Origin of the sequence: Pseudomonas fluorescens, from assembly GCF_902497875.1 — a bacterium.
In the GTDB taxonomy this organism is placed as follows: domain Bacteria; phylum Pseudomonadota; class Gammaproteobacteria; order Pseudomonadales; family Pseudomonadaceae; genus Aquipseudomonas; species Aquipseudomonas fluorescens_BR.
In genome coordinates, this window is record NZ_CABVHY010000001.1 from 168,789 (window position 1) to 191,244 (window position 22,456).

The window sequence follows — 22,456 nt, forward strand, 5'->3', positions numbered from 1 at the left end:
GTCCGGGTCAGTTGATCAGCCAGCTGGCATCGCCGTTTTCCAGGATTCCGCCGTGGTCGGTGGCGTCACCGATCCGTGCAACAGCTTGGCCCTCAATAGTCATCAAAGCCGAACCGTTGGTAATTACGGCACCGCAACTGAGTGTGTCACCAGCGCGGGCGACAGCCCGGCCGTTGATAGTGAAACTCCCCGATCCACTGGCGACAGTGACCGGGCCACACGCTGGACAAGCATGGTCGTGACCGACCAAAACGACGGCAGGCATAGAGCCTCCTGATGGTTTTCACATAGGGATTAGAGCTTGAGAATTTTGTCCAGTGAGGCAAGTACCTCCTGGGTGATGGCGTTCAGGCGTTCGCTGCTGGCACCACTCTAGGCAGACAAGATTTGGCGCCTCAATAGGGCGTGGGCGATCAAGAGCCGTCCTACAATTGCTGGTGTAATTGGCTGTCAGTTTTGACTGTCTTTGGCGGGCGCCTTTCAGCGGCTGATGTGGCTAAAGGTCCGCGTATCCGTGATTGATGATACGCAGCGCCTCTTTGTCGAACTCATCGACCGCCGAACAATCGGCCTCTGCCAGTGCCGCCTCGATGAGGCGCATCATTGCCCGCGACGCCCCCCCCAACACCGCACAAAATCCAATGCCCCATTACTGCCCATCTGCCCACCCCGGCTGCCGCCCGAATTCCTCGAACAGCTCGAAAATGGTCGACTTGACCTTCTGCACGGCATTGCTCTCGACAACCGTGTCATGCCAGCACAGCGAAAGATCGCGCTTGAACAGTCGATGATCGATCCTGGCCAGCTTGAGCCTGTGTTGCACAAGCTCAACATGGGCAGCGGCCCACGGCAGGATCGTGACACCGAGCTGCGCCTTGACGGCTGAGAACAACAGGTCGGTGGAATTGGCTTCGAACTCAACCTCGCATTTCAGGCCGGACTCCTGCAGAGCAAATTCGACCCGACTGCGAATCGTGTTCGGGGCACAGGGCAGCACCAGCGGCATCTTCGCCAATGCCTCAATCGACACCGGTTCATCCGGTAATACAAATTCCGGCCACGCCACCAAGTACAGCGTTTCGGTTAACAGCCGCCGGAAAGCCATGCCCCGGGTTTCGACCACATCGACATTCACTGCCAGTGCCACCCGCCCTACCGTGATCAGGCGTCCGAGTTCGGCGCTCGGGGAATCGATCAATTCCAACTTGATGCCCGGATAACGGCTGCGAATCCTGCGCGCGAGCGGAATGGCCAACATGCGCGCGGTACTCGACGGCATGCCGACCGAGACTTTGCCTTGCGGGAAGTCGGCGTCCTGGCGCAGCAGTTCCTGGGTGCCGTCGGCCTGGCGCAGCAGTTCGATGGCATGCCGGTAAAGCGTCTGCCCGGCCGCAGTGGGGACCACGCCATGCACGCTGCGCTCAAGCAGTTGCACAGCCATATCCAGTTCCAGATTGCGCATCTGCTGGCTGATCGCGGGCTGCGCAATATGCAGCGCTTCACTGGCGCGGGTGATGTTGCCGCACTCGACCACCTTGATGAAATACCGCAACTGGCGCAGGTCCATGCGTACCTCCTAAGCCATATAATTTTCCGATGGGTACAGAGGAATATCATATTTGAAGATTATGAGATACGACGCCTAGACTCGTCCCACAACAAACGAAGCGCCACTGGAGAACCCTATGCAAGCTTTGCAAGGCGTGAAAATCGTCGACCTGAGTCGCGCACTGTCGGGGCCGTTCTGCACCATGGTGCTGGCAGACCTCGGTGCCGATGTGATCAAGATCGAGCCCGGCCCGACTGGCGACATGAGCCGCACCTGGGGCCCCTTCGACCGGGGCGTGAGCACCTACTATTTATCGTGTAACCGCAACAAGCGCGGCATGTGCATTGACTTCCGCAACCCCAAAGGGCTGGCTACCATCGAGCAGCTGATCGATGACGCCGACGTCGTCATCGAGAACTTCAAACCCGGCACGCTGGAAAGCATGGGCCTCGGTTATGAGGTGCTCAGCGCCCGTAATCCGCGACTGGTGATGGGCAGCATTAACGCCTTTGGCGCCGACGGGCCGATGAGCAGTTGGCCGGGCTTCGACCAGATCGCCCAAGGTTACTCGGGGCTGATGAGCCTGACCGGTTTCGTCGATGGCGACCCGACGCGCACCGGCACCGCCATCGGCGATTTGACCTCGGGCATGTGGTTGGTGACAGCGGTGCTGGCCGCGCTGCTGGAGCGCGAGCGCACCGGGCGCGGCCAGCATGTCGGCACGTCGCTGCTGGCCAGTCTGGTCGGGTTGCTGAGTGTGCACGGCCAACGCTACCTCAGCCTGGGGGATGTGCCGCGTCGCAGCGGCAACGCCCATTCGGTGATTGCGCCTTACGGCGTGTTCCAGACAAAGGACGGCCCGCTCAATCTGGCGCCGATCACCTCGGCCATGTGGGGGCGTTTGTGCGTACTGCTCGAGTTGCCCGAGTTGCCGGACGATCCGCGCTTCGCCACCAATGAAGCGAGGGTCGAACGTCGTGACGAATTGAGAGAAATTCTGGAAACCCGTTTGAAAACCCGCAGCAAACGCGAGTGGACCACGCTGTTCGTCGACGCAGGATTACCCGCTGGCCCGATCAACACACTCGATGAGGTCTTCGACGACCCGCAGGTGCTGCACAGCCAGCTGACCGAGACACTCACGCACCCGACACTCGGCGCACTGCGTCAGGTCGTGACCCCGGTGTTCGGCGCCACTGACGGCGTTGCCAGCCGCCCACCGCCACTGCTTGGCGAACACACCGTCGAAGTACTGCGCGAAGCCGGTTTCGACGCTGCATCGATCAACGCACTGCTCGCCGCTAAAGTAGTGTTCCAGGACTCCGACAACATGACCTGCGCGCAATCAACAGGAACCGCACAATGAATCCAATCTCTTGCGCTACCGTGACCGTCAACCGGGTCGATGAACGCATCGCGCGGCTGGTCTTCAGCAACCCCACACACCGCAATGCACTCAGCGCACAACTGCTGACGGCGCTCGACGAAAGCCTCGTCGCCCTGGCGTCACAACGCATCCCGGTGGTGATCCTCGGCAGCGAAGTCGGCCAATCCGTGTGGAGTGCCGGCCACGATATCCGCGAACTGCAACACGACCGCGACCCGATTGCCTACGGCAAACCGCTCGAACAGGTATTGCGCCGCATCCGCGCCTATCCCGGCGTGGTGATTGCCCTGGTGTCCGGCTCGGTGTGGGGCGGCGCGGTGGATCTGGTAATGAGCTGCGACATGGTCGTCGCGGACCGCAGCGCAAGCTTTGCCATGACTCCAGTGAACATTGGATTGCCGTACACCACCAGCGGATTGCTGCGCTTCTTCAACAATTTGCCGATTCATGTGTTGAAGGAGATGTTTTTCACTGCACAGAAGCTTGATGCGCAGCGCGCGGAACGGTTTGGTCTGATCAACAGACTGGTCGACACTGATGTGCTGGAAGCGACCGCGCTGGAACTGGCGCACGGCATCGCCAGCAAAGCGCCGCTGGCCGTTGCGGCGGTCAAGGAACAGCTGCGTATCCTCGAAGACCTGCAACCGATGCCGGTGCAGGCGATGGAACAGATTGCCGAACTGCGCCGACAAGCCTGCGAAAGTGCTGACTTTGGCGAAGGGCTGGCAGCCTTTTCCGAGCGCCGGCCGGCGGTGTTTAGTGGCAATTAGCACGACAGATTTCTGACGTGAGTCGGTTGCTCCATATCCCGGAAAAATAACAACAAGGACGGTACCTGCGGGACCGTCCGAATGCGGGGAGTCAGATTGAAATGAATAATGAGATTCTGTCGATTTTAGTACTGGTGGTCATTTTCGGCATCGCCAGCGTGTTGCCCATCAACATGGGCGCGCTGGCGTTCGCGGCGGCCTTTATCGTCGGTTCGGTGATAATGGACATGACAGCGGCGACCATCTTCGCCGGTTTTCCCAGTGACCTGTTCCTGACGTTGGTCGGTGTCACCTATTTGTTCGGCATCGCCCAGAACAATGGCACCATCGACTGGCTGATCGAACGGGCAGTGTTGATGGTGCGTGGCCATGTCGCCTGGATACCTTGGGTGATGTTCGTGGTGGCGGCGCTGCTCACCGGTTTCGGTGCGCTGAGCCCTGCGGTGGCAGCGATCCTTGCGCCTATCGCGCTCAACTTCGCCGTGCAGTACCGCATCAACCCGGTGCTCATGGGGCTGATGGTGATTCACGGCGCCCAAGGCGGCAGCTTCTCGCCTGTGAGTATTTTCGGTGGCATAACCAATCAGATCGTTGCGTCCTCCGGGCTGCCTTATGCACCGTTCACTCTGTTCATCACCAGCCTGCTGTTCAACCTGGGGATTGCCATGGTGGTATTCGTAGTCTTCGGTGGTTTGCGCAGCGCTCGCCTGTCACTGGTGCCGGCCTCGCCCGGTCTCGAGTTGCATGCTGCTGGTGCATCGCTGGCCATTCTTGGCCACGGCGGTACGCCGGCTTCCCCGGCTTATCACCGCGCTGACCTGACGGGCGCCGGTGCGCCGCTACAGACCGCCAGCGGCCTGGACTGGGCCAAGCTGTCGACGCTGGTCGGGCTGTTGGCCCTGGCGATCTCGGCATTAGTGTTCAAGTTCAATATCGGCTTGGTGGCCATGACGGTCGCGGTGGTCTTGGCCATGTTCGCGCCTACGGCGCAGAAGGCGGCCATCGACAAGGTCAGTTGGTCGACTGTACTGCTGATCACCGGGATCATCACTTACATCGGAGTGATGCAGACCATCGGTACCATCGACTATGTCGCCCATGGCATCTCCGGCTTGGGTGAGCCGCTGCTGGTGGCTTTGCTGCTGTGCTTCACCGCCGCAATTATCTCGTCCTTCGCCTCGTCCACGGCGTTGCTGGGGGTGATCATTCCCCTGGCCGTGCCATTCTTGAGCCAGGGCCACATCAGTGCGGTCGGCGTGGTCGCGGCCATCGCCATTTCCACCACCATCGTCGACACCAGCCCGTTCTCCACCAATGGCGCGCTGGTGGTTGCCAATACACCCCTGCAGGAGCGAGAAAAAGTGTTGCGCAGCCTGCTGATCTACAGCGCGGTGATTGCCCTGGTGGGACCCTGTGTTGCCTGGTTGACCCTGGTGGTGCCCGGGGTGCTTTGAACCATCGGGTCAGGCCTGATCAGCGACCTCATAACCTAGACTTGCTTTCAAAAAAAGGGCGCCTTGTCAGTCGTGATCAGGCGCCCATAAGGGAGGATTTGTTGCGGTCTACTTTTTGCTTGATTGCTCTCTGATCTGAGTCAGGCTAAGTCGAGGAGTCAATGCTTCAGGATCGACTCTGACTTCAATCAAGGATGGCCGGGACATCTCAAGGCAGCGTTCAAACGCGGGTGCAAATTCCGACGTCGTTGTTACCACCTCGCCATGGAGTCCATAGGCTTGGGCAAGTGCCGCGAAATCCGGGTTAAGCAATTCAGTCCCTGAAACCCGTCCTGGGTAGTTGCGCTCCTGGTGCATTCTGATTGTTCCGTACATGCCGTTGTTGATCACCACGAAAATCACCTTGGCACCATATTGCGCTGCCGTAGCCAGCTCCTGACCATTCATCAAGAAGCAGCCATCCCCTGAGAACGAAACCACCACTCGGTCCGGACAGGTCAGTTTCGCGGACACTGCAGCAGGAACACCGTAGCCCATGGAGCCGTTGGTTGGGCCGAGCTGGGTGCGGTAGTGGCGATACTGATAAAAGCGTTGCAGCCAGACGGCGTAGTTACCGGCACCATTGGTGAGGATGGCGTCATCGGGTAGCCGCCGATTCAGCCAGCCAATGATTTCGCCCAGTTGAACATCGCCAGGGGAGGCGGGGCATTCCAGGTTACCTTGATAGTGATCGTTCAGCGCGCGCGTCCATTCACGGTGACGTTGTGACGGGGTGGGCGCAAGCCGGGCGGCCATGGCTGCGAAGCTCGACATACTGCTGTTAATCGCCAGCGCTGGCTGGTAGACGCGTCCCAACTCTTCGATACCTTGATGAACATGGATCAATTGTTGTTTGGGGATGGGGATATCCAAAGCAGCGTATCCGCCTGTCGAGACCTCTCCCATTCGGGAGCCCACTACCAGTAGCAGATCGGCGTCCTTGACCGCTGAAGACAGTTGGGCGGATGCGGCGAATCCGAGATCGCCGACATAGTTCGGATGTCGATTGTCGAACAGGTCCTGGCAGCGAAAAGAGGCTGCTACCGGGAGGTTCTGCTGTTCAGCGAAAAGCTGAATGTCGTGCACTGACCCGGCATCCCAGCCACTGCCACCCAGCACCATCAATGGGCGCTCGGACTGCTTCAGCAGTTGCTGCATTGCGCTCATTTGCTCGACTGCGGGTGTCATCAAAACATGTTTGAATGGCCCCGCATCGGCCACTTCTGCCATTTCGGTCAACATGTCTTCTGGCAAAGCGACTACAACAGGCCCGGGTCTGCCATTGACCGCACGATGGAACGCCTGACTGATCAGCTCCGGGATTCGGCGTGCGTCGTCTATCTGCACGACCCATTTCGCCAACGGGCCAAACATCTGACGAAAATCAACTTCCTGAAAGGCTTCGCGATAGTGTTGATCGCGAGCGACCTGGCCGATGAACAGAATCATGGGCGACGAGTCCTGGAACGCAGTGTGAACACCAATAGAGGCATTTGTCGCGCCCGGGCCTCGGGTAACGAAGCAGATGCCTGGTTCACCAGTGAGTTTTGCGTAGGCTTCCGCCATATAGGCCGCACCACCTTCTTGACGGCATACCACCAGATCGATTTCTTCCTGAACGTCATGCAATGCATCGAGAACCGCGAGGTAGCTTTCTCCCGGAACACAGAAGGCTCTTTTAACGCCATGGATGCGTAATGCATCCACCAGAATCTGACCTCCACTACGACGAGAAATGGTTTTATTCATTGTTATCTCCTGAGTCGGATAGTGCGGTGTAAAGAGTTGAGTCGTTGATATTCTGGCTCGGTCCGGTGCAGTCCTCCGGTCGATCCTGTATTTAGCGAATTTCTGCCAGGCAGCTCTCAAAAATGTCGAGGCCTTCGTTCAGGATTTCAGGTTCGATAGTCAGCGGTGGCAGCAGTCGAATGATGTGGCGGGATCTCCCGCTAGGCATCAAAAGCAGACCGTTTTGTCTGGCACTCCCCAGCAGCTGGGCAAGCACCGAAGTCGCTGGCGATCCTTCAGGAGTCATCAACTCGATACCTCTCATGGCGCCCACACCGGTCAATTTTCCGAGATAAGGCGAGAGCTTCTTTTGCTGCCACGCCAGATACCGGCTAACGATTGCCTTTTCTTGATTTTCGCCCCAGGCAGAAAGATTGGTGTCGGTCATCTCATCCAGTGTGGCGAGCGCAGCTGCGCAGGCAATCGGGTTACCTGAGTAAGTCCCACCCAAGCCGCCTTTTGGCAAGATGTCGAGCAGGTGCTTTTTACCGACTACCGCTCCCAGTGGAAGGCCGCCGGCAATGCTTTTGCCCAGCAGGATTAAATCGGGTTCGATACCCAGCCGGGTAAATGCAAAGCGCTGCCCCGTACGGCCGAATCCGGACTGGATTTCATCGACAATCAGCAAGATGCCCTTGTCGTCGCAGAACCTGCGTAACGCTTGCGCGAACTGAGGGTCGAGGGCGAGGAATCCTCCCTCGCCCTGCACGGGTTCCAAAATGAAACAAGCGACTTCACTAACGTCGATCTCTACGCTGAACAGGCGATCCAGGGCTTTCAGCGCTTCTTGCGAAGTGACACCACTATCTTCGCTGGGGTAAGGCAGGTGGTAAACAGGGCCTGGTAACGCACCGACTTTCTGCTTATAAGGAGCTACCTTGCCGTTAAGATTCAGCGTGGCAAGCGTTCGTCCGTGAAAACCGCCATCGAACGCAATGACCGCAGTACGGCCGGTCGCCGCCCGGACAATTTTCAGGGCGTTCTCGGCAGCCTCGGCACCACTGTTGGTCAGCATGCCGCTAACCGGATAGGTGACGGGAATGAACTCCGCCAGGCGTGCCATCAATTGCTTGTAGGGAGCATGCGGCGCGGCATTGAACGCGTAATGGGTCAGCCTGGAGGCTTGGTTGCAAACGGCCTCGACCACTCGTGGATTGCAATGGCCGAGGTTCAGGACGCCAATCCCACCGACGAAATCGATGTAGCGCTTGCCTTCAGTGTCCCATACCTCTGCGTTTACGCCGCGATTCAAGGTGATGGGATGGACGATGGCTATGGACTCACTGATGGAGGACTGGGTCATGACAGCCGGTTCTCCATAACCAGTGCCGATGTGTTCCCGTTCTGATCTTTATCGAATGTCGACGCTGAAAATGTCAAGCTGATGGGTGCCGTCCATTGGCCCTTTTTTGTGACACGCATTGGCATTGGGGTATTCCTCGCTGCACAGGTTTTTTTCTATGTAAGCGAGGAATGATTGGTCACGACAAGCGAAAAGAAATGACAGCGTCATTCCGTAAACTCCTGAAGTCTCAACACAGCGGTTTGAAGTCCATTTTTCTGTCTGTTTTTCAACGTCCCTCAGGTTCTATTGTTTCTGTGGGTCGAACTGTTTGTCCTTGATAAACAGCGCCGGGATCACGCCGCAGATGAAGTAGGCTGCACCCATGACCAGGAAACCCACGCCTATCGAGCCGTGAGAGGCGAGGAAGCCGATAGCTGCCGGAGCAATTGCTGCGCCCAGGCGCCCGATGTTTTAGGCGCCGCCTACGGCGGATCCGCGGAATTTGGCCTCGAAGCTTTCAGTCATGTAGGTGGCGTTCACACCGTAAGGAATGCCATACAAAAAGCCGAACACCACCAGCATCCACAGGATGTTTTCCGGGCTTTGAAACAGCACGATCACCGGTAGGAATACCGCAGTTCCCAAGGCACCGAAGGCGAACACGGTACGGCGACCGATACGGTCTGCCGCCAGGCCGGCGAGAATCTTGCCAAGGATCATGGCGGTGTAGGTGCCGACCATGTAGCCGGTCATGGATTTGAGGTTCATGCCCAGCTCGCTTTCCAGATACGTCGGCATCCAGTTGTTCACACCGTAGTAGCCGAACTGCAGAAAGCCGGCAGTCAGGGCCCAGAAGATAAACATCCGGCGAGCCTGCGGATCACCGAAGATCAGCTTGTACATGCTCTCGCGCTTTTCGGAGGATGGCTTTTGGATGCCCTCGATTTTCTTCTTGGCACGCTCGGCTTGAGCGTTGATCCAGGCTGCCGGCTTCGACGTTGCTCAGGCCAAATTCAGTCTTCAGGCTGCTGAGGCTGTAGGAAAGCAGCATCAGATCGGCACCGTCGATCAACAATCCAAGAAAGCAGAAGATGAAGACCAGCACCCAGGTACTGGTTTTGGCGTGCGTAGTCGCACTCGCCTGAGCAGCAGCGTCCATAGCGTTACCTTATTGTATTTATGGGGGAGGGGACTTGAGACGTAAATTGAAAGCCCGTGGCCTCAGCCTTGAGCGTCGCGGATCATGTTTCGGGCGATGACCAGCTGCTGGATCTGGTTGGTGCCTTCATAAATGCGGAACAGGCGAACATCCCGATAGAAGCGCTCGATGGCATATTCGCTCACATAGCCGGCGCCACCATAAATCTGTACGCAGCGGTCGGCGACCGGCCCGCGTGCTGCCGAGCCAGGCTACGACTTCATCATCCAGGGAATCGGCGGGCTGATGAGTATCACCGGCGAACGCGATGATCTACCTGGGGGCGGTCCACAGAAAGTGGGGGTGGCGTTCTCCGATCTGATGACAGGGCTTTACTCCACCGTCGCCATTCAGGCCGCATTGCTCAGTCGCGAAAAAACCGGCCTGGGTCAGCACGTCGACATGGCCTTGCTTGATGTGCAGGTTGCCACGCTGTGCAACCAAAGCCAGAACTATCTGGCCTCTGGGAAGCCGCCGGGGCGTTATGGCAACGCTCACGCGAACATCGTTCCGTATCAGGTGTTCCGTGCCAATGATCGCGATTTCATCATCGCTTGCGGAAATGACAGCCAGTTCATCGCCCTGTGCGGGGCCATTGGTCTCCCTGATTTACCCAAAGACCCGCGCTTTGCCCGCAACGCGGATCGGGTGGCCCACCGCGAGGAGATCATCAGGATTCTGTCGCAACATTTCCTTGGCGACTGTGCCGATGAGTGGGTGCAACGGATTCACCCGCAGGGCGTGCCAGTGGGCGCGATAAACAGCATCGCCCAGGCACTGGACGAACCGCAGGTGAAGGCGCGCGACATGCTGGTGAATATTCCTCACCCATTGAAGCCAGACTTCGTCACGGTAGGCAGCCCCATCAAGCTGTCCGGCACGCCGGTAGAGTACCTGCGTCCCGCGCCGATGCTGGGTGAGCACACGGATGAAGTGCTCAAGCGCCAATTGGGGCTCGATGATGGACGCCTGGCCGAATTGAAGGCCCAAGGTGTGATCGAGCAGCTTGGCAACCGCTGAATGTGAGTCACCACGAGCACGATCAGGTGCTGTCGGGTCAATCTTTCTGAATGGAGCCTGCCATGAAAGGCCGGCTTCAAACTCAGCGGCAGCGGTACACGGCCTGAAACTGCAGGCGAGCTTCTAAACCCCGACTCGACTCAGTCACAGGACTTGCTCCGGTTTCAGGTGCTCGATGCCAGCGCCTAAATGAAAAACATTTGCAATTGCATCCCGTACAACTATGCGCATAGAATGAGAACGATTTTCAATAACAACCCACGCGCAGGGTCCCGCCGCCGATGCACACGAGTGACACGCTGAACCCCGCTGAAGTGGACTTGCTCTATCGCTCCCATCATTCCTGGCTCAACGTCTGGTTGCGTCGCCGTGTAGGCTGTCATGCGCATGCCGCGGATCTGGCCCAGGACACCTTCGTGCGCCTGCTCAAGGCCCGCCACGCGCACCCGCTCAAGGAGCCGCGCGCCTACCTGAGCAGCATCGCCCGCGGCCTGATGATCGATCAGTTCCGGCGGCGCGCCCTCGAGCAGGCTTACCTCGAAAGCCTGGCACATATGCCGCCCAACGAAGCGCCATCCGAAGAACAGCGCTGGGTCATACTCGACATTCTGGAGCGCCTCGACCAGTTGCTGATGCAACTCAATCCACGGGTGCGCCAGGTCTTCCTGCATGCTCAACTCGACGACATGAGCTGCCCGAAGATCGCAACGCACCTGGGGATTTCCCGCGCCACGGTCGAGCGTGATCTGGCCAAGGCCATGGCCACCTGTTACCGGTTGCGTCATGCCCAATCCTGAAGTTTCACCGGGCCAGGCCCACGTCGACCAGGCCATCGACTGGTTGGTGCAACTGCGCTACAACCAGCCCAGCACACAAACCGAGCAGGACTTCCGTCGCTGGCTGGAGCGCCATCCGCATAACGCCCTGGCCTGGGCCCATGTCGAGGCCATGAGCGAAGAGTTCGCCGGCCTGCCGCGTGACCTCAGCCGGCGTACCCTGGAAGGTACGCAACGGCGGCGGATCAGCCGGCGTGACAGCCTCAAGCTGCTGGGCGTTGTCACAGCCGCCAGCAGCCTGGGCTGGATCGGCCGCGATCAGCTCGGCCTGTCCTCGCTGATGGCGGAAAAACACACCGCCACCGGTGAGCGACGCACCTACCACACCGATGACGGCAGCCAGATCCAACTCAATACCGCGAGCGCCATCGACCTGCGATTCGATACCGACCTGCGCGCCCTGAGCCTGGTTCGGGGCGAGGTGGCCATCGACACCGGCACCGATCCTCGGCCGTTCCGGGTCACCACCCGCGACGGCGTGCTGCAAACCCTGAACTCGCGCCTGCTGGTGCGCGAACGCCCCGAAGGAACATTTCTGGCGGTGCGCCAGGGCGATGTGACACTGCAGGGCGATAATGGCAAGACATTGAGCATCGCCCGCCCCGGCGAACAACTGCTGTTGACTGCCAACGGGCAGGTTCGGCCGGTCATCAGCCATGGTGACCCGTGGGGCTGGAGCGAAGGCGTACTTAGCGTGCAGCAGATGCCACTGGGGGAATTCATCGCCGAACTGTCACGCTACCGCCCTGGCATGCTGCGCTGCACTGACGAGGTCGCCGGGCTGAAAGTCTTCGGCACCTATCAACTGGCCGATACCGACCAGATCTTGGCATTGATCGCCAAGGCGTTGCCGATACGGATCGATTACCGCACCCGCTATTGGGTCAGCGTTTCACACGCCTGAAAAATTTATAAAACTAAATGAGGTGGTTTCGCATTCGTGCTCGACCTGTAGGGATAAAGACTAAAACTCTGCGACTTATCCCATTAGGAGCCCCGAATGATTCACCCAAGTATTGCTCAACCCGAACCGCTGCAACGTGCCATCCGTTGCGCGCTGTTCGGCCTGGCCATCGTCAGCGCTGCCGTGCCGCTGCTGGCCAATGCCGAGCAGGCCGCTGCGACCCAACAGGCGAAACGCTGGAACATTCCCGCCGGGCCACTAAGTGCGGCACTCGAGCAGCTGGCGCGTCAGGGCGGGTTGAACCTGTCCTACGACGCCTCCAGCCTGCAAGGCAAGCAAACCTCGGGCGTATCGGGCACCTACGACAGTACCCAGGCCCTCTCGCTACTGTTGCAAGGCAGCGACGTGCAGATCCAGCAAACATCGGATACCAGCTTCCTGCTGGTGCCGGCGACGGCCAGCGGCAACGCACTGGAACTGGGTGCCACCAGCATCTCCGGCGAACACCTGGGCGTAACCACCGAGAACACCGGCTCCTACACCACCGGCGCGGTAACCATCGGCAAGATGCCCCAGACCCTGCGCCATACCCCGCAGTCGGTGTCGGTACTGACCCGCCAGCGCCTGGATGACCAGAACATCACCAACCTGACGACCATGATGGAGCAGACCCCGGGCATCGTCGTCGACTATGTGGATAGCGAACGGGTTACCTACTATTCGCGCGGCTATCAGATCGATGCGATCCAGTATGACGGCGCCACCGTAGTGCAGGGCAGTGGTAACGGCGCGTTCATCCAGAGCGACGCGGCGATCATTGACCGCGCCGAAATCTTGCGCGGCGCAACCGGGATGCTGCGCGGTGCGGGCAATCCGTCGGGCACCGTGAACCTGGTGCGCAAGCGTCCGACCCGCGACTTCCAGAGCTCGGCCACGGTCACTGCCGGCTCCTGGGATTCGCAACGTTATGTCGCCGACCTCTCCGGCGCGCTTATCGACAGCGGCGCCATCCGCGGCCGGATGATTGCGGTGCACGACGATAAGGATTCCTTCCAGGACAGCCGCATGGAACGCAAGAACGTCTTCTACGGCGTGCTGGCGGCGGACCTGGGCGAGCGCACCACGATCACCAGCGGCATCGAGTACACCAAACTGGATGCCACGGGGTCCTGGGGCGGCCTGCCGGCAAACTTCGACGGCTCACCGCTCGACCTGTCGCGCAGCACTTACCTGGGGGCCGACTGGAACCGCTGGAACCGCAGCAATCTGCAGACGTTTGCCGAGCTGGAGCATATTTTCGACAATGACTGGACGCTTAAAGTGTCGGGGACCCGCACGCACTTTCGGCTGGACGACAACGGTTTCAAGCAGACCTACTTCACCCGCGCCAGCACCACCAATCCGTACTTGATGAACTACCAGGTCACCGAGGGTGACGGCGGCGAAAGCGAACAAACCAACCTCAGCGCCACCCTCAACGGCCAATTCGACCTGCTCGGTCGCGAGCATGAGCTGATGCTCGGTGTCGAACGTATCCGTAACGACTCGACCGCCTCGGCCACCAACTTCACCCCCTCGGGCGTCTACGACATCCGCACCTGGGACCCGAAATTCTCCCTCGCCGAACCGTCGATCAACATCACCGCCAGCCCGGTGATGACCCGTACCACCCAGGAAGCGGCCCACGCTACCTGGCGCATCTCTTTGGCCGACCCGCTGACCGCAATTATCGGAGCGCGCCTGAACTGGTTCGACTACGAGCAGGAAAACAACACCAAGAGTTCAGGCAAGTTCAGTGTCGATCAAGAGGTCGTGCCGTATGCCGCGTTGATCTACGACCTGAATAAGAACTTCAGCGTGTACGGCAGTTACACCGAGATCTTCAACCCGCAAACCGCCACCGACGTGACCGGCTCGGTACTCGACCCGACCACCGGCGAAGCTTATGAACTGGGCATCAAGGGCGAGTTTTACGAGGGCAAGTTGAACACCTCGCTAGCGCTGTTCCGCATCAACCAGGTCGGCAACCCGCTGGACGACCTGAGCGGTCCCAACCCATGCCCACCCAACTATGCCTCCGGCTACTGCAAGATCGCCGCCGGCAAGAATCGCAGCGACGGCTTCGAACTGGAAGTGTCCGGTGAAGTGCTGCCTGGCTGGCAGGTCAGCGGCGGCTATACCTACACCACTACCGAGTACCTGAAAGACACTGTCAGCAACACCGGCAACGTGCTGCGCTCGACCGATCCCAAGCGCCAGCTGAAGCTGTTCACCACCTATCGCTTGCCGGGCGAATACGCCGCCTGGACTGTCGGCGGCGGCGTGAATGCGCAAAGCGACATCTACTCGCGTACCGGTACTGCCAAAGCCACGCAAAGCGGTTATGCGGTTTACAACACGCTGCTGGGATACCGCTTCAACGAGCACTACTCGCTGCAACTCAATGCCAACAATATCTTCGACAAGAACTACTACAAGAAGGTGGGCGCCAACGCGACCGGTTACTACTACGGCGACCCACGCAACGTCGCTGTGACCCTGCGCGGGACATTCTGACCCGCCACCAGCACGAGGTTGCTCAGTGGGCCTTGTGTTGGTATTCGGTGCGGCCGATAGGGGCTGCTCCACCAAGTCGGGATAAGTCAATTTGGCTGTCGGTTGGCTTGCTGCGCAAGGCATGGAGCGTTGGCATAAGTTTGATCGGGCACCGCTAAAGGTGCAGGCGAGAGCGTCACATTCGAGTGCACAGGTACGTGCTAGTCTCAGGTCATCTGAATCTCAACTCTAGGGAAGTGGAGGTTGTGCGACATGCCTGTCAAGCGTAAGGCCGGTACGGCCAAGCCAAGCGTCGTGCATTCGCGTGATGTTCTCAGCGGTGATGCGGATTTTGCAGAGCGCGGGCAGCTTGAGCAGCTCGTGAAACGGCTTCGTCGGGCACGTACAATTGAAGAGGACAAGTTCTCTGATGTCGTCGTTGTGCGTTTGCCCGCGCAAGGCACGGCAGATAGTCCTGAAGTACAGGCGGCTTCGATTCTGGGGCTTGGTAACGGTGCCGCAGCTTTCGCCAGAGGAGGAAGGAGGGCGGCACCCAAGATGGACTTGCTTCACCAGTTCGATGGGTCGATGGCCGTTAAAGCGAACGCCTCCGCGCTCATGGCAATGCGCAGCAACTCACCTGGATTGAAAGTGTCCTCTGCAACATGGCTCTATCCGCAGTACATTCGGCCAATGGGCGATGAGCTGGATGCTTTCGCTGTACAGGTTGTCGAGGGCATGAGGGGCAAACGCTTCGAAGTGCGCCTTACAGATGCGCAAGGCAAGCCGGTGGCAAAGGTTAGCGTTCGAGCGCTTGTAAACTGGGATGGCACCCATGTCAGCGCCGAGTCCGACAGCGACGGAATCGCCCTTTTTTCGATCCCTATCATCTATCCAAAAATCGAACTGATCATCGTCGAACCTGAGCACACCCACTGGTCGGTGTTCGTTTCCGGTTTTGAGCGAACGGCAGCACCAAAGCGTGTGAGCATTCAGCTGCAGCCACTGATCCCTTATGTTTTTGGCCTGTTCACCCATTACGCTGCTTATGAGGAGGATGCCGGCGCGAATGTCAGTGTCGGCGTCATAGATTGTGGAGTGGGCCCGCACGAAGCGTTGGACGTGGCCGCAGGTGCTTGCCTGGTACTGGGCGAAGACACCGCTGACTTCCTGGATAATGGCCTTGGGCACGGCACTCATGTCGCAGGCACCATAGCGGCCAAGAAGTTACCCGGGACAGAGGTATATGGGCTTGCGCCAGCTTGCCGTCTGTTTGCATATCGGGTGTGCCCCAAGACAGGAAATCGGGGACGGGCCAGGTCGATCGAGATAGCTGCCGCGATTGAGCGGGCGATAGCAGATGGGTGCGATGTGCTGAACATCAGCATGGGAAGTCTTGAAGCCATGCCTGAGGTGTCGGATTTACTGGCGCAGGCGCGTAATGCTGGCATGGTTGTCTTTGCCGCGACAGGGAACGATGGAGAGCCGTTGATTCGGTATCCGGCTCGCTATGCCCATGCGTTGGCGGTGGGAGCGCTGGGACGCTATGGAACGTATCCCGCCGACTCGCCTGAGGTGAATCATGAAAGCCCGCTCAGAAGAGGTAATGAGTTCGTTGCTCAGTTCTCTAACTATGGGAGAGAAACGGACTTCATCGGGGTAGGGGTAGCGGTGATCTCGACGTTCCCAAAAGGGCTCTATGCTATTATGTCAGGTACCTCAATGGCGACGCCGTTCACCAGCGGCATGGCGGCGCGTCTGTTGTCGAAACACCCCGATATCCTGGCTATGGCACGTGGGCCAGAACGTACAGACGCCATCATAAAAATGCTTTTTGGGGCGACAAGGAAGGTCGGTTGGAGTAACGACTACGAAGGTTTCGGAGTACTGAAATGACTAGCGTGGTATTGACCTACAAGGGCCCTCCTTCAGAGCAAAAAGACGCTGAGTCGCGTCTGCGGCGCAAGCTGGGTGGCGCAGACCTTGTCTGCAGGGCCACTAACCTTTTCGAAGCTCAAGTCGACGAACAACTGCTGTCCCTCATTGCTGGTGATGCGCAGTGGCAGCTGACTTTTCCCACCTACGCCGAAATCCGCAAACCCGCCACAAACTTGAATAAACTTCGCGAGAAACTGGCTGAAATGAAATGAAATGACGACGCGCTGCGCCTGATAAACATCCAGGGAGGGATTATGTCCGATCAAACCGTTCAGTTAGTGGTGTAAAAATGCAAATCCCGCGCTAGTGGGTGTTACGCCTCCACAATTCCAAACGATGCTACCCCTCCTCAAGTCGTAATTTGAAAACCTGAACGTTCCCAAGCAAATCACGGAACTAACGAACACAGTGTTCGGGAGTTGAATGATTGCGTTCGCAGTCAATCTCTGTGCCCCAGCGTTGAGCACATTCGTATCCTCTTCTGCACGACTTTCCAAATCATTGCCCGCTACGGGGCCGGGTCCTCGCGCCCTCCCGGCAAGATTTCCCCTCAGTCTGTGGTGACCTTGCTCCACTTTTAAAGGGCAAGGTGGTGCTTGATGCTTGCAATCCTTCACCTGACGATTCCAATGCGTTATCGCGCGAGGCGGCGCAAACAAGTGTAGGAGCTACGTCGGCCAGATTGCTGGCTGGAGCGCGGCTGGTGCGTGCTTTTAGCGCTGTAGACGCGACGGCGATCGAAGCGTCTGCAAATCGCTCAGTGGACAAATTGGGTGTGCCTTTGGCTGGAGATGATCGAGAAGCGGTACAGATTGCCTCGCAGCTTGTGCTGGATGCGGGTTGCGAACCCGTAGTCGTTGGCAAACTGGCCGACGCCAAAAGTTTCCAACGAGGGGGCCCAGGCTTTCGCGCCAACACCAATGCATCTGAGTTACGTCGGCTTTTAGGGTTGGCGCAGGAGTAAACCTCCTGAAATGGATCTGGTCAGCGCTCATTGACCACAGCTGTGCTATTGCGCAATGTCAACTCAAAGGGCAATACCACATGACGCTGGGCAATCGGTTTCTTCTCAATCAGAGCAATCAACATCTCGACGGCTTTCTGGCCGAAGAGTTCGGCGGGTTGCGCGATGGTCGTCAGGGGTGGATCGCAGTACGCCGCGAAGGGGATGTCGTCGAAACCCACCAATGAAATATCCTCGGGTACTCGCAAGCCCTGTTGCTTGATTCGTTTCAACGCGCCGATGGCCATTTCATCGTTTTCGCAAAAGAGCGCGGAGGGACGGTCGGGCAGCTCCAGCATCGCTGCTGCACCGTCATGACCGGCCTTCAAGCTGAAATCACCGTGGCAGATCAGAGCGGGGTCGGACGCGATTCCGGCCTGGCGCAATGCATCCTGATAACCGGCCACACGGTCGCGGGTCAGCGGGCTGCTTTTCGGGCCTTTGATCAGGCCGATCCGGCGGTGTCCCAGTTCGATCAGATGCTCGGTCATGGCCTTGGCTGCCGCGCGGTTATCGAGGCTGATCGTGGGATGGCGGCCGCCTTGAATCACCTCACAGGCGTTGACGATAGGAGGAAACTCGGCGCTGGGGAAGGGCGCTTCAAAAGGGTCGTAGGCGCGCAGCTGGATCACGCCATCGGCCTGATGGGCGTACACCAGCTCGGCGAATTCCCGTTCGATTTCCTCGCGGCCCTGGGTGTCGCACAGCAAAAGCCGGTACCCGGCGATCTGGGCAGCCTGTTGGGCACCGCTGATCACCCGGGCGAAAAAAGTGTTGGCGATTGCCGGCACCAGAATCACCAGGTTGCCGGTTCTACGCGAGCGAAACTGCACCGCCATCAGGTTCGGCCGATAACCGGCCTTTTCCACGGCGGCGTTGACCTTGTCCCGGGTGTCGGGGAGCACGCGCTCAGGCGACTTCAAGGTTCTGGATACCGTGGCCACCGAGACGCCGGCAAGCCGGGCTACTTCACGGATATTGGACAAGACCACCTCGTTGTCGAACTGTGCGGCTGGCGAGCTTAGCGCAAGTCGGCCGTGCCCTGAAATGTTCGTGGATTTTAATCCGGGATTTGACACTTCGCACAACAGGGCCTAAATTTCCGTGACGATGTAACCGGTTACATTGGCGTAGGGCTTCATTTCTGAAAAGCCGCCTGAATCCGCCTCAAACAGAGAAGAGTTGCGATGAGTGTTCCAGTGCCAAAAATAAGAATGGGGTTTGTCGGGGGCGGCGAAGGCGCCTTCATTGGCAAAGCCCACCGTCAGGCGGCCGGGCTCGATGGGCGTTTTGAACTGGTGTGCGGTGCGTTCAGCCGGGACGCGCGCAACAATCAGGACACGGGCGCGGCGCTCGGATTGCCCGCTTCCCGGTGCTACAGCGACTGGCAGCACATGCTGGATGCCGAGCGCGCGCAACCCGCCGATCAACGCATGGAGCTGCTGATCATTGTCACCCCCAATCATCTGCATGCCCCAATTGCCAGCCAGGCGCTGAGCGCGGGGTTTCATGTGTTCAGCGAGAAGCCCGCGGCGCTGAATCTGTCCGAGCTGCTGGCCCTCGAGAGCGTAGTGAAAACCAGCGACCGCCTTTATGGATTGGCCCACACGTATCTCGGTTATCCGATGGTCTGGCAGGCGCGGGAAATGGTTCGCAACGGCGTGATCGGCGCGGTGCGCAAGGTGATCGTCGAGTACCCACAGGGCTGGCTGAGCCAGGATGTGGCCGGGCAGGGCAACAAGCAGGCCGGTTGGCGAGATCGGCCCGAGCTATCCGGGTTGGGCGGCTGCATTGGTGATATCGGTACTCATGCCTTTTCCTTGGCGGAGTTCGTGGCGGATCAATCCATAAGCCACCTGTGCGCGATGTTGGGCACGCACATTGCCGGCCGGCAACTGGACGACGATGCCGCGATGCTGTTCAAGATGGTCGACGGCGCGAGCGGTGTATTGATCGCCAGCCAGGTCTGTGCTGGTGAAGAGAACCCGTTGAAGGTCCGCGTCTACGGCGACAAGGGCGGGCTGGAGTGGCGTCAGGAAGAACCGTCGAGCCTGATTCATCGTTCTCTTGATCAACCGTTGCGCATCCTGCGTTCCGGTGTCGGCCAGCCCTGGTTGTGTGAGGCCGCGATCAAGCGCATGCGTTTGCCCGCCGGGCACCCCGAAGGTTATCTGGAGGCCATGGCAAACCTCTACGGCGACTTCGCCAACGCGATCCGCAGCAACGTCGAAGACCACGATGCCCCCGGTGTGCCAGGCATCGAAGTGGGATTGCGCGGCATGGCCTTCATCGAAGCCGTGATCGCCAACCATCGTGGCGACACGAAGTGGACCGAACTGGTCTGCCATCCATGAACCCGGAGAATCCTCCCGTGAACCCCACGCCCCAACCCCCGACAGGCCTGCGCGGTCCAGGTATTTTCCTGGCGCAGTTCATGTCCGCCGAAGCGCCATTCGATACGCTGGCCAATATTGCTCACTGGGCGGCGTCCCAGGGCTACAAGGCCGTTCAGTTACCCACCTTGGGCACGCAATACATCGACCTGGCGCGCGCCGCCGAAAGCCAGAGCTACTGCGATGAATTAATAGCCGTGTGTGCTCAAGCGGGCGTCAAGATCAGTGAGTTGTCGACGCACCTGCAGGGCCAACTGGTAGCGGTGCATCCGGCGTTCGATGCCTTGTTCGATGACTTTGCGCCCGCGCATTTACGCGGTCAGCCTCAGGCGCGGACCGAATGGGCCATCAATCAATTGAAGCTGGCGGCCCGCGCCAGTCAGCGGTTGGGGTTGAAGGCCCACGCGACGTTTTCCGGCGCGCTGCTCTGGCCGTATCTCTACCCATGGCCGCAACGGCCGAGTGGTTTGGTCGAGCAAGGTTTTGCAGAACTGGCCAAGCGCTGGCTGCCCATCCTCGATTGTTTCGAAGAGGCCGGCGTTGATTTGTGCTACGAGATCCACCCCGGCGAAGACCTGCACGACGGAGCCTCGTTCGAGCGTTTTCTAGACGCTGTTAATCACCATCCACGCGCCACCATCCTGTATGACCCGAGTCATCTGCTGCTCCAGCAAATGGACTACCTGGGTTTCATCGATCGCTACCACGACCGCATCCGCATGTTCCACGTCAAGGACGCCGAGTTCCGGCCCGATGCCCGTTCGGGTGTCTACGGCGGTTATCAGGGATGGGTCGACCGGCCGGGCCGCTTCCGTTCCCTGGGCGATGGCCAGATCGACTTCAAATCGATCTTCAGCAAACTGACCCAATACGACTTCGCCGGTTGGGCGGTGCTGGAGTGGGAGTGTTGTTTGAAGGATTCCGCACAGGGCGCCGCGCAAGGAGCGGCGTTCATTGAGCAGCACATGATTACCAAGACCCGAAAGGCGTTCGATGATTTCGCCAGCGTGTCGTCCGACGAAGGTTTCAATCGACGACTGTTGGGTTTGCCCGACGCCTGAAGACAACCTTGTTCGTTCCTCTCTCCAAAAAGAAAAACAATAAGACGGTGACTGTTATGACCATGATGACCGCGCGATTAAGCGCAATGATGTTCCTGCAATTCTTTATCTGGGGCGGATGGTTCGTCACCCTGGGTACATTTCTCGCCAGTAACCTGGGCGCCAGCGGCGGTCAGATTGGCATGGCGTTCTCGACACAGTCCTGGGGCGCGATCATCGCGCCCTTTGTGATCGGTTTGATCGCCGACCGTTTCTTCAATGCCGAGCGCATCCTCGCAGTGCTGCACCTGGTAGGCGCCGTGTTGCTGTACCAGCTTTATCGAGCGCCAGACTTCAGCACGTTTTATCCGTTTGTGCTGGCCTACATGATGATCTACATGCCGACATTGGCATTAGTCAATTCAGTCGCGTTCCGGCAGATGAGTGACCCGGCCCTGGAGTTTTCCCGTATTCGCGTGTGGGGCACCATCGGTTGGATTGTGGCCGGCGTGGTGATCAGTTTTGTGTTTGCCTGGGATTCCCAAACCGCGATTTCGTCAGGCGGGTTGCGCAATACCTTTCTGATGTCGGCGATTGCGTCCCTCGTTCTGGGTCTCTACAGCTTTACCTTGCCGCGCACCGCACCACTGAAGCCAGAGTCGAGCAATGGTGGCCTCAAGCAAATGCTCGGGCTGGATGCCTTGGGCTTGCTCAAAGACCGCAGCTACCTGGTGTTCTTCATCGCGTCCATCTTGATCTGCATTCCGTTGGCGTTTTATTACCAGAATGCCAATCCGTTTCTGGCGGAAATCGGCGTGACCAACCCCACGGCGAAAATGGCCATCGGTCAGGTCTCCGAAGTGCTGTTCATGCTGCTTCTGCCGCTGTTCATTCAGCGCTTCGGTATCAAAATCGCGCTCTTGGTGGGGATGCTGGCGTGGGCCTTGCGCTACCTGTTGTTCGCCTACGGTAACAATGGCGACTTGGCCTTCATGCTGTTCACCGGCATCGCCCTGCACGGCATCTGCTACGACTTCTTCTTCGTCTCGGGCCAGATCTACACCGACGCAAAAGCCTCGGAACGCTTCAGAAGCTCCGCCCAAGGCCTGATTACCCTGGCGACCTACGGCCTGGGCATGCTGATTGGCTTCTGGGTAGCAGGGCAGGTGACCGACCATTACGCCTTCGCGGACAGCCATGACTGGAAAAGCATCTGGTTATTTCCGGCAGGGTTTGCGTTAGCGATTTTTTTCTGTTTTTCGCTGACGTTCAAGGGCCGGCAAGCGGCAGTTGCGCAATCGACTGTCTAACGACCTG

Annotated in this window: 16 protein-coding genes and 3 pseudogenes; 12 read left to right on the forward strand and 7 right to left on the reverse strand. The window is 58.8% G+C overall.

Going from position 1 to position 22,456, the window contains the following annotated elements; translation table 11 throughout:
* Positions 1 to 7 precede the first annotated feature (7 nt).
* Together F8N85_RS00755 and F8N85_RS00760 are read right to left on the reverse strand one after the other, a co-directional pair.
* Positions 8 to 265: a PAAR domain-containing protein gene (locus tag F8N85_RS00755; RefSeq protein WP_150801786.1), complete on the reverse strand. Its 258-nt coding sequence runs from the start codon at positions 263 to 265 to the stop codon at positions 8 to 10.
* Positions 266 to 649: 384 nt separating this feature from the next.
* On the reverse strand, positions 650 to 1,567 hold the full coding sequence (locus F8N85_RS00760; RefSeq protein WP_150801787.1) for a LysR substrate-binding domain-containing protein: 918 nt from the start codon (positions 1,565 to 1,567) through the stop codon (positions 650 to 652).
* Positions 1,568 to 1,685: 118 nt separating this feature from the next.
* Between F8N85_RS00760 and F8N85_RS00765 the strand changes: the two genes are divergently transcribed.
* The 3 genes from F8N85_RS00765 to F8N85_RS00775 all read left to right on the forward strand — a co-directional run bounded on the left by F8N85_RS00765 (position 1,686) and on the right by F8N85_RS00775 (position 5,160).
* Positions 1,686 to 2,915: a CaiB/BaiF CoA transferase family protein gene (locus tag F8N85_RS00765; protein WP_150801788.1), complete on the forward strand. Its 1,230-nt coding sequence runs from the start codon at positions 1,686 to 1,688 to the stop codon at positions 2,913 to 2,915.
* A complete protein-coding gene (gene scpB / locus F8N85_RS00770; protein ID WP_150801789.1) occupies positions 2,912 to 3,706 on the forward strand; it encodes a methylmalonyl-CoA decarboxylase in 795 nt (264 codons plus the stop codon). Before F8N85_RS00765 ends, scpB begins: the two co-directional genes overlap by 4 nt.
* Before the next feature lie 101 nt (positions 3,707 to 3,807).
* Positions 3,808 to 5,160: an SLC13 family permease gene (locus F8N85_RS00775; protein WP_150801790.1), complete on the forward strand. Its 1,353-nt coding sequence runs from the start codon at positions 3,808 to 3,810 to the stop codon at positions 5,158 to 5,160.
* 108 nt (positions 5,161 to 5,268) lie between these two features.
* Here the strand turns inward: F8N85_RS00775 and F8N85_RS00780 are convergent, their stop codons facing one another.
* The 4 genes and pseudogenes from F8N85_RS00780 to F8N85_RS00795 all read right to left on the reverse strand — a co-directional run.
* Positions 5,269 to 6,948: a thiamine pyrophosphate-binding protein gene (locus F8N85_RS00780; protein ID WP_150801791.1), complete on the reverse strand. Its 1,680-nt coding sequence runs from the start codon at positions 6,946 to 6,948 to the stop codon at positions 5,269 to 5,271.
* A 91-nt stretch (positions 6,949 to 7,039) separates the two neighbouring features.
* Entirely contained in the window at positions 7,040 to 8,290 is a 1,251-nt protein-coding gene (locus F8N85_RS00785) for an aspartate aminotransferase family protein (protein WP_150801792.1), read from the reverse strand.
* A gap of 285 nt (positions 8,291 to 8,575) precedes the next feature.
* A pseudogene (locus F8N85_RS00790) lies at positions 8,576 to 9,431 on the reverse strand (MFS transporter).
* 62 nt (positions 9,432 to 9,493) lie between these two features.
* Positions 9,494 to 9,664, reverse strand: a pseudogene (locus F8N85_RS00795) (acyl-CoA dehydrogenase family protein); the annotation flags it as partial.
* Between F8N85_RS00795 and F8N85_RS00800 the strand changes: the two are divergent.
* From F8N85_RS00800 to F8N85_RS00825, 6 genes and pseudogenes are all read left to right on the forward strand, one after another.
* Positions 9,657 to 10,490, forward strand: a pseudogene (locus F8N85_RS00800) (CaiB/BaiF CoA transferase family protein); the annotation flags it as partial. The pseudogenes F8N85_RS00795 and F8N85_RS00800 sit on opposite strands and share 8 nt — an antisense overlap.
* A gap of 281 nt (positions 10,491 to 10,771) precedes the next feature.
* Positions 10,772 to 11,287: a sigma-70 family RNA polymerase sigma factor gene (locus tag F8N85_RS00805; protein WP_150801793.1), complete on the forward strand. Its 516-nt coding sequence runs from the start codon at positions 10,772 to 10,774 to the stop codon at positions 11,285 to 11,287.
* A complete protein-coding gene (locus tag F8N85_RS00810) occupies positions 11,274 to 12,230 on the forward strand; it encodes a FecR domain-containing protein (protein ID WP_150801794.1) in 957 nt (318 codons plus the stop codon). Before F8N85_RS00805 ends, F8N85_RS00810 begins: the two co-directional genes overlap by 14 nt.
* Before the next feature lie 96 nt (positions 12,231 to 12,326).
* The gene (locus tag F8N85_RS00815) at positions 12,327 to 14,786 is read left to right on the forward strand and encodes a TonB-dependent siderophore receptor (RefSeq protein WP_150801795.1); all 2,460 of its coding nucleotides are present in this window, start codon (positions 12,327 to 12,329) and stop codon (positions 14,784 to 14,786) included.
* Positions 14,787 to 15,038: 252 nt separating this feature from the next.
* Entirely contained in the window at positions 15,039 to 16,661 is a 1,623-nt protein-coding gene (locus tag F8N85_RS00820; protein ID WP_150801796.1) for a S8 family serine peptidase, read from the forward strand.
* Positions 16,658 to 16,915, forward strand: a complete 258-nt coding sequence (locus F8N85_RS00825; protein WP_150801797.1) for a hypothetical protein — start codon at positions 16,658 to 16,660, stop codon at positions 16,913 to 16,915. The genes F8N85_RS00820 and F8N85_RS00825 overlap by 4 nt, the downstream gene beginning before the upstream one ends.
* Before the next feature lie 772 nt (positions 16,916 to 17,687).
* On the opposite strand, the gene F8N85_RS00835 is transcribed toward F8N85_RS00825, so the two are convergent.
* Positions 17,688 to 18,692 (reverse strand): LacI family DNA-binding transcriptional regulator, encoded by a 1,005-nt coding sequence (locus tag F8N85_RS00835; RefSeq protein WP_150801798.1) that lies wholly within the window; start codon positions 18,690 to 18,692, stop codon positions 17,688 to 17,690.
* Positions 18,693 to 18,893: 201 nt separating this feature from the next.
* Between F8N85_RS00835 and F8N85_RS00840 the strand changes: the two genes are divergently transcribed.
* The 3 genes from F8N85_RS00840 to F8N85_RS00850 are packed head-to-tail and all read left to right on the forward strand — an operon-like array spanning position 18,894 to position 22,449.
* The gene (locus F8N85_RS00840) at positions 18,894 to 20,060 is read left to right on the forward strand and encodes a Gfo/Idh/MocA family protein (RefSeq protein ID WP_150801799.1); all 1,167 of its coding nucleotides are present in this window, start codon (positions 18,894 to 18,896) and stop codon (positions 20,058 to 20,060) included.
* Positions 20,057 to 21,160 (forward strand): sugar phosphate isomerase/epimerase family protein, encoded by a 1,104-nt coding sequence (locus F8N85_RS00845; RefSeq protein ID WP_150801800.1) that lies wholly within the window; start codon positions 20,057 to 20,059, stop codon positions 21,158 to 21,160. The genes F8N85_RS00840 and F8N85_RS00845 overlap by 4 nt, the downstream gene beginning before the upstream one ends.
* Before the next feature lie 56 nt (positions 21,161 to 21,216).
* Positions 21,217 to 22,449, forward strand: a complete 1,233-nt coding sequence (locus tag F8N85_RS00850; RefSeq protein WP_150801801.1) for a nucleoside permease — start codon at positions 21,217 to 21,219, stop codon at positions 22,447 to 22,449.
* Positions 22,450 to 22,456 lie beyond the last annotated feature (7 nt).

Coding starts and splice junctions, on each gene's coding strand:
- F8N85_RS00755 (WP_150801786.1), bottom strand. CDS start 265: ATGCCTGCCGTCGTTTTGGTCGGTCACGACCATGCTTGTCCAGCGTGT.
- F8N85_RS00760 (WP_150801787.1), bottom strand. CDS start 1,567: ATGGACCTGCGCCAGTTGCGGTATTTCATCAAGGTGGTCGAGTGCGGC.
- F8N85_RS00765 (WP_150801788.1), top strand. CDS start 1,686: ATGCAAGCTTTGCAAGGCGTGAAAATCGTCGACCTGAGTCGCGCACTG.
- scpB (WP_150801789.1), top strand. CDS start 2,912: ATGAATCCAATCTCTTGCGCTACCGTGACCGTCAACCGGGTCGATGAA.
- F8N85_RS00775 (WP_150801790.1), top strand. CDS start 3,808: ATGAATAATGAGATTCTGTCGATTTTAGTACTGGTGGTCATTTTCGGC.
- F8N85_RS00780 (WP_150801791.1), bottom strand. CDS start 6,948: ATGAATAAAACCATTTCTCGTCGTAGTGGAGGTCAGATTCTGGTGGAT.
- F8N85_RS00785 (WP_150801792.1), bottom strand. CDS start 8,290: ATGACCCAGTCCTCCATCAGTGAGTCCATAGCCATCGTCCATCCCATC.
- F8N85_RS00805 (WP_150801793.1), top strand. CDS start 10,772: ATGCACACGAGTGACACGCTGAACCCCGCTGAAGTGGACTTGCTCTAT.
- F8N85_RS00810 (WP_150801794.1), top strand. CDS start 11,274: ATGCCCAATCCTGAAGTTTCACCGGGCCAGGCCCACGTCGACCAGGCC.
- F8N85_RS00815 (WP_150801795.1), top strand. CDS start 12,327: ATGATTCACCCAAGTATTGCTCAACCCGAACCGCTGCAACGTGCCATC.
- F8N85_RS00820 (WP_150801796.1), top strand. CDS start 15,039: ATGCCTGTCAAGCGTAAGGCCGGTACGGCCAAGCCAAGCGTCGTGCAT.
- F8N85_RS00825 (WP_150801797.1), top strand. CDS start 16,658: ATGACTAGCGTGGTATTGACCTACAAGGGCCCTCCTTCAGAGCAAAAA.
- F8N85_RS00840 (WP_150801799.1), top strand. CDS start 18,894: ATGAGTGTTCCAGTGCCAAAAATAAGAATGGGGTTTGTCGGGGGCGGC.
- F8N85_RS00845 (WP_150801800.1), top strand. CDS start 20,057: ATGAACCCGGAGAATCCTCCCGTGAACCCCACGCCCCAACCCCCGACA.
- F8N85_RS00850 (WP_150801801.1), top strand. CDS start 21,217: ATGACCATGATGACCGCGCGATTAAGCGCAATGATGTTCCTGCAATTC.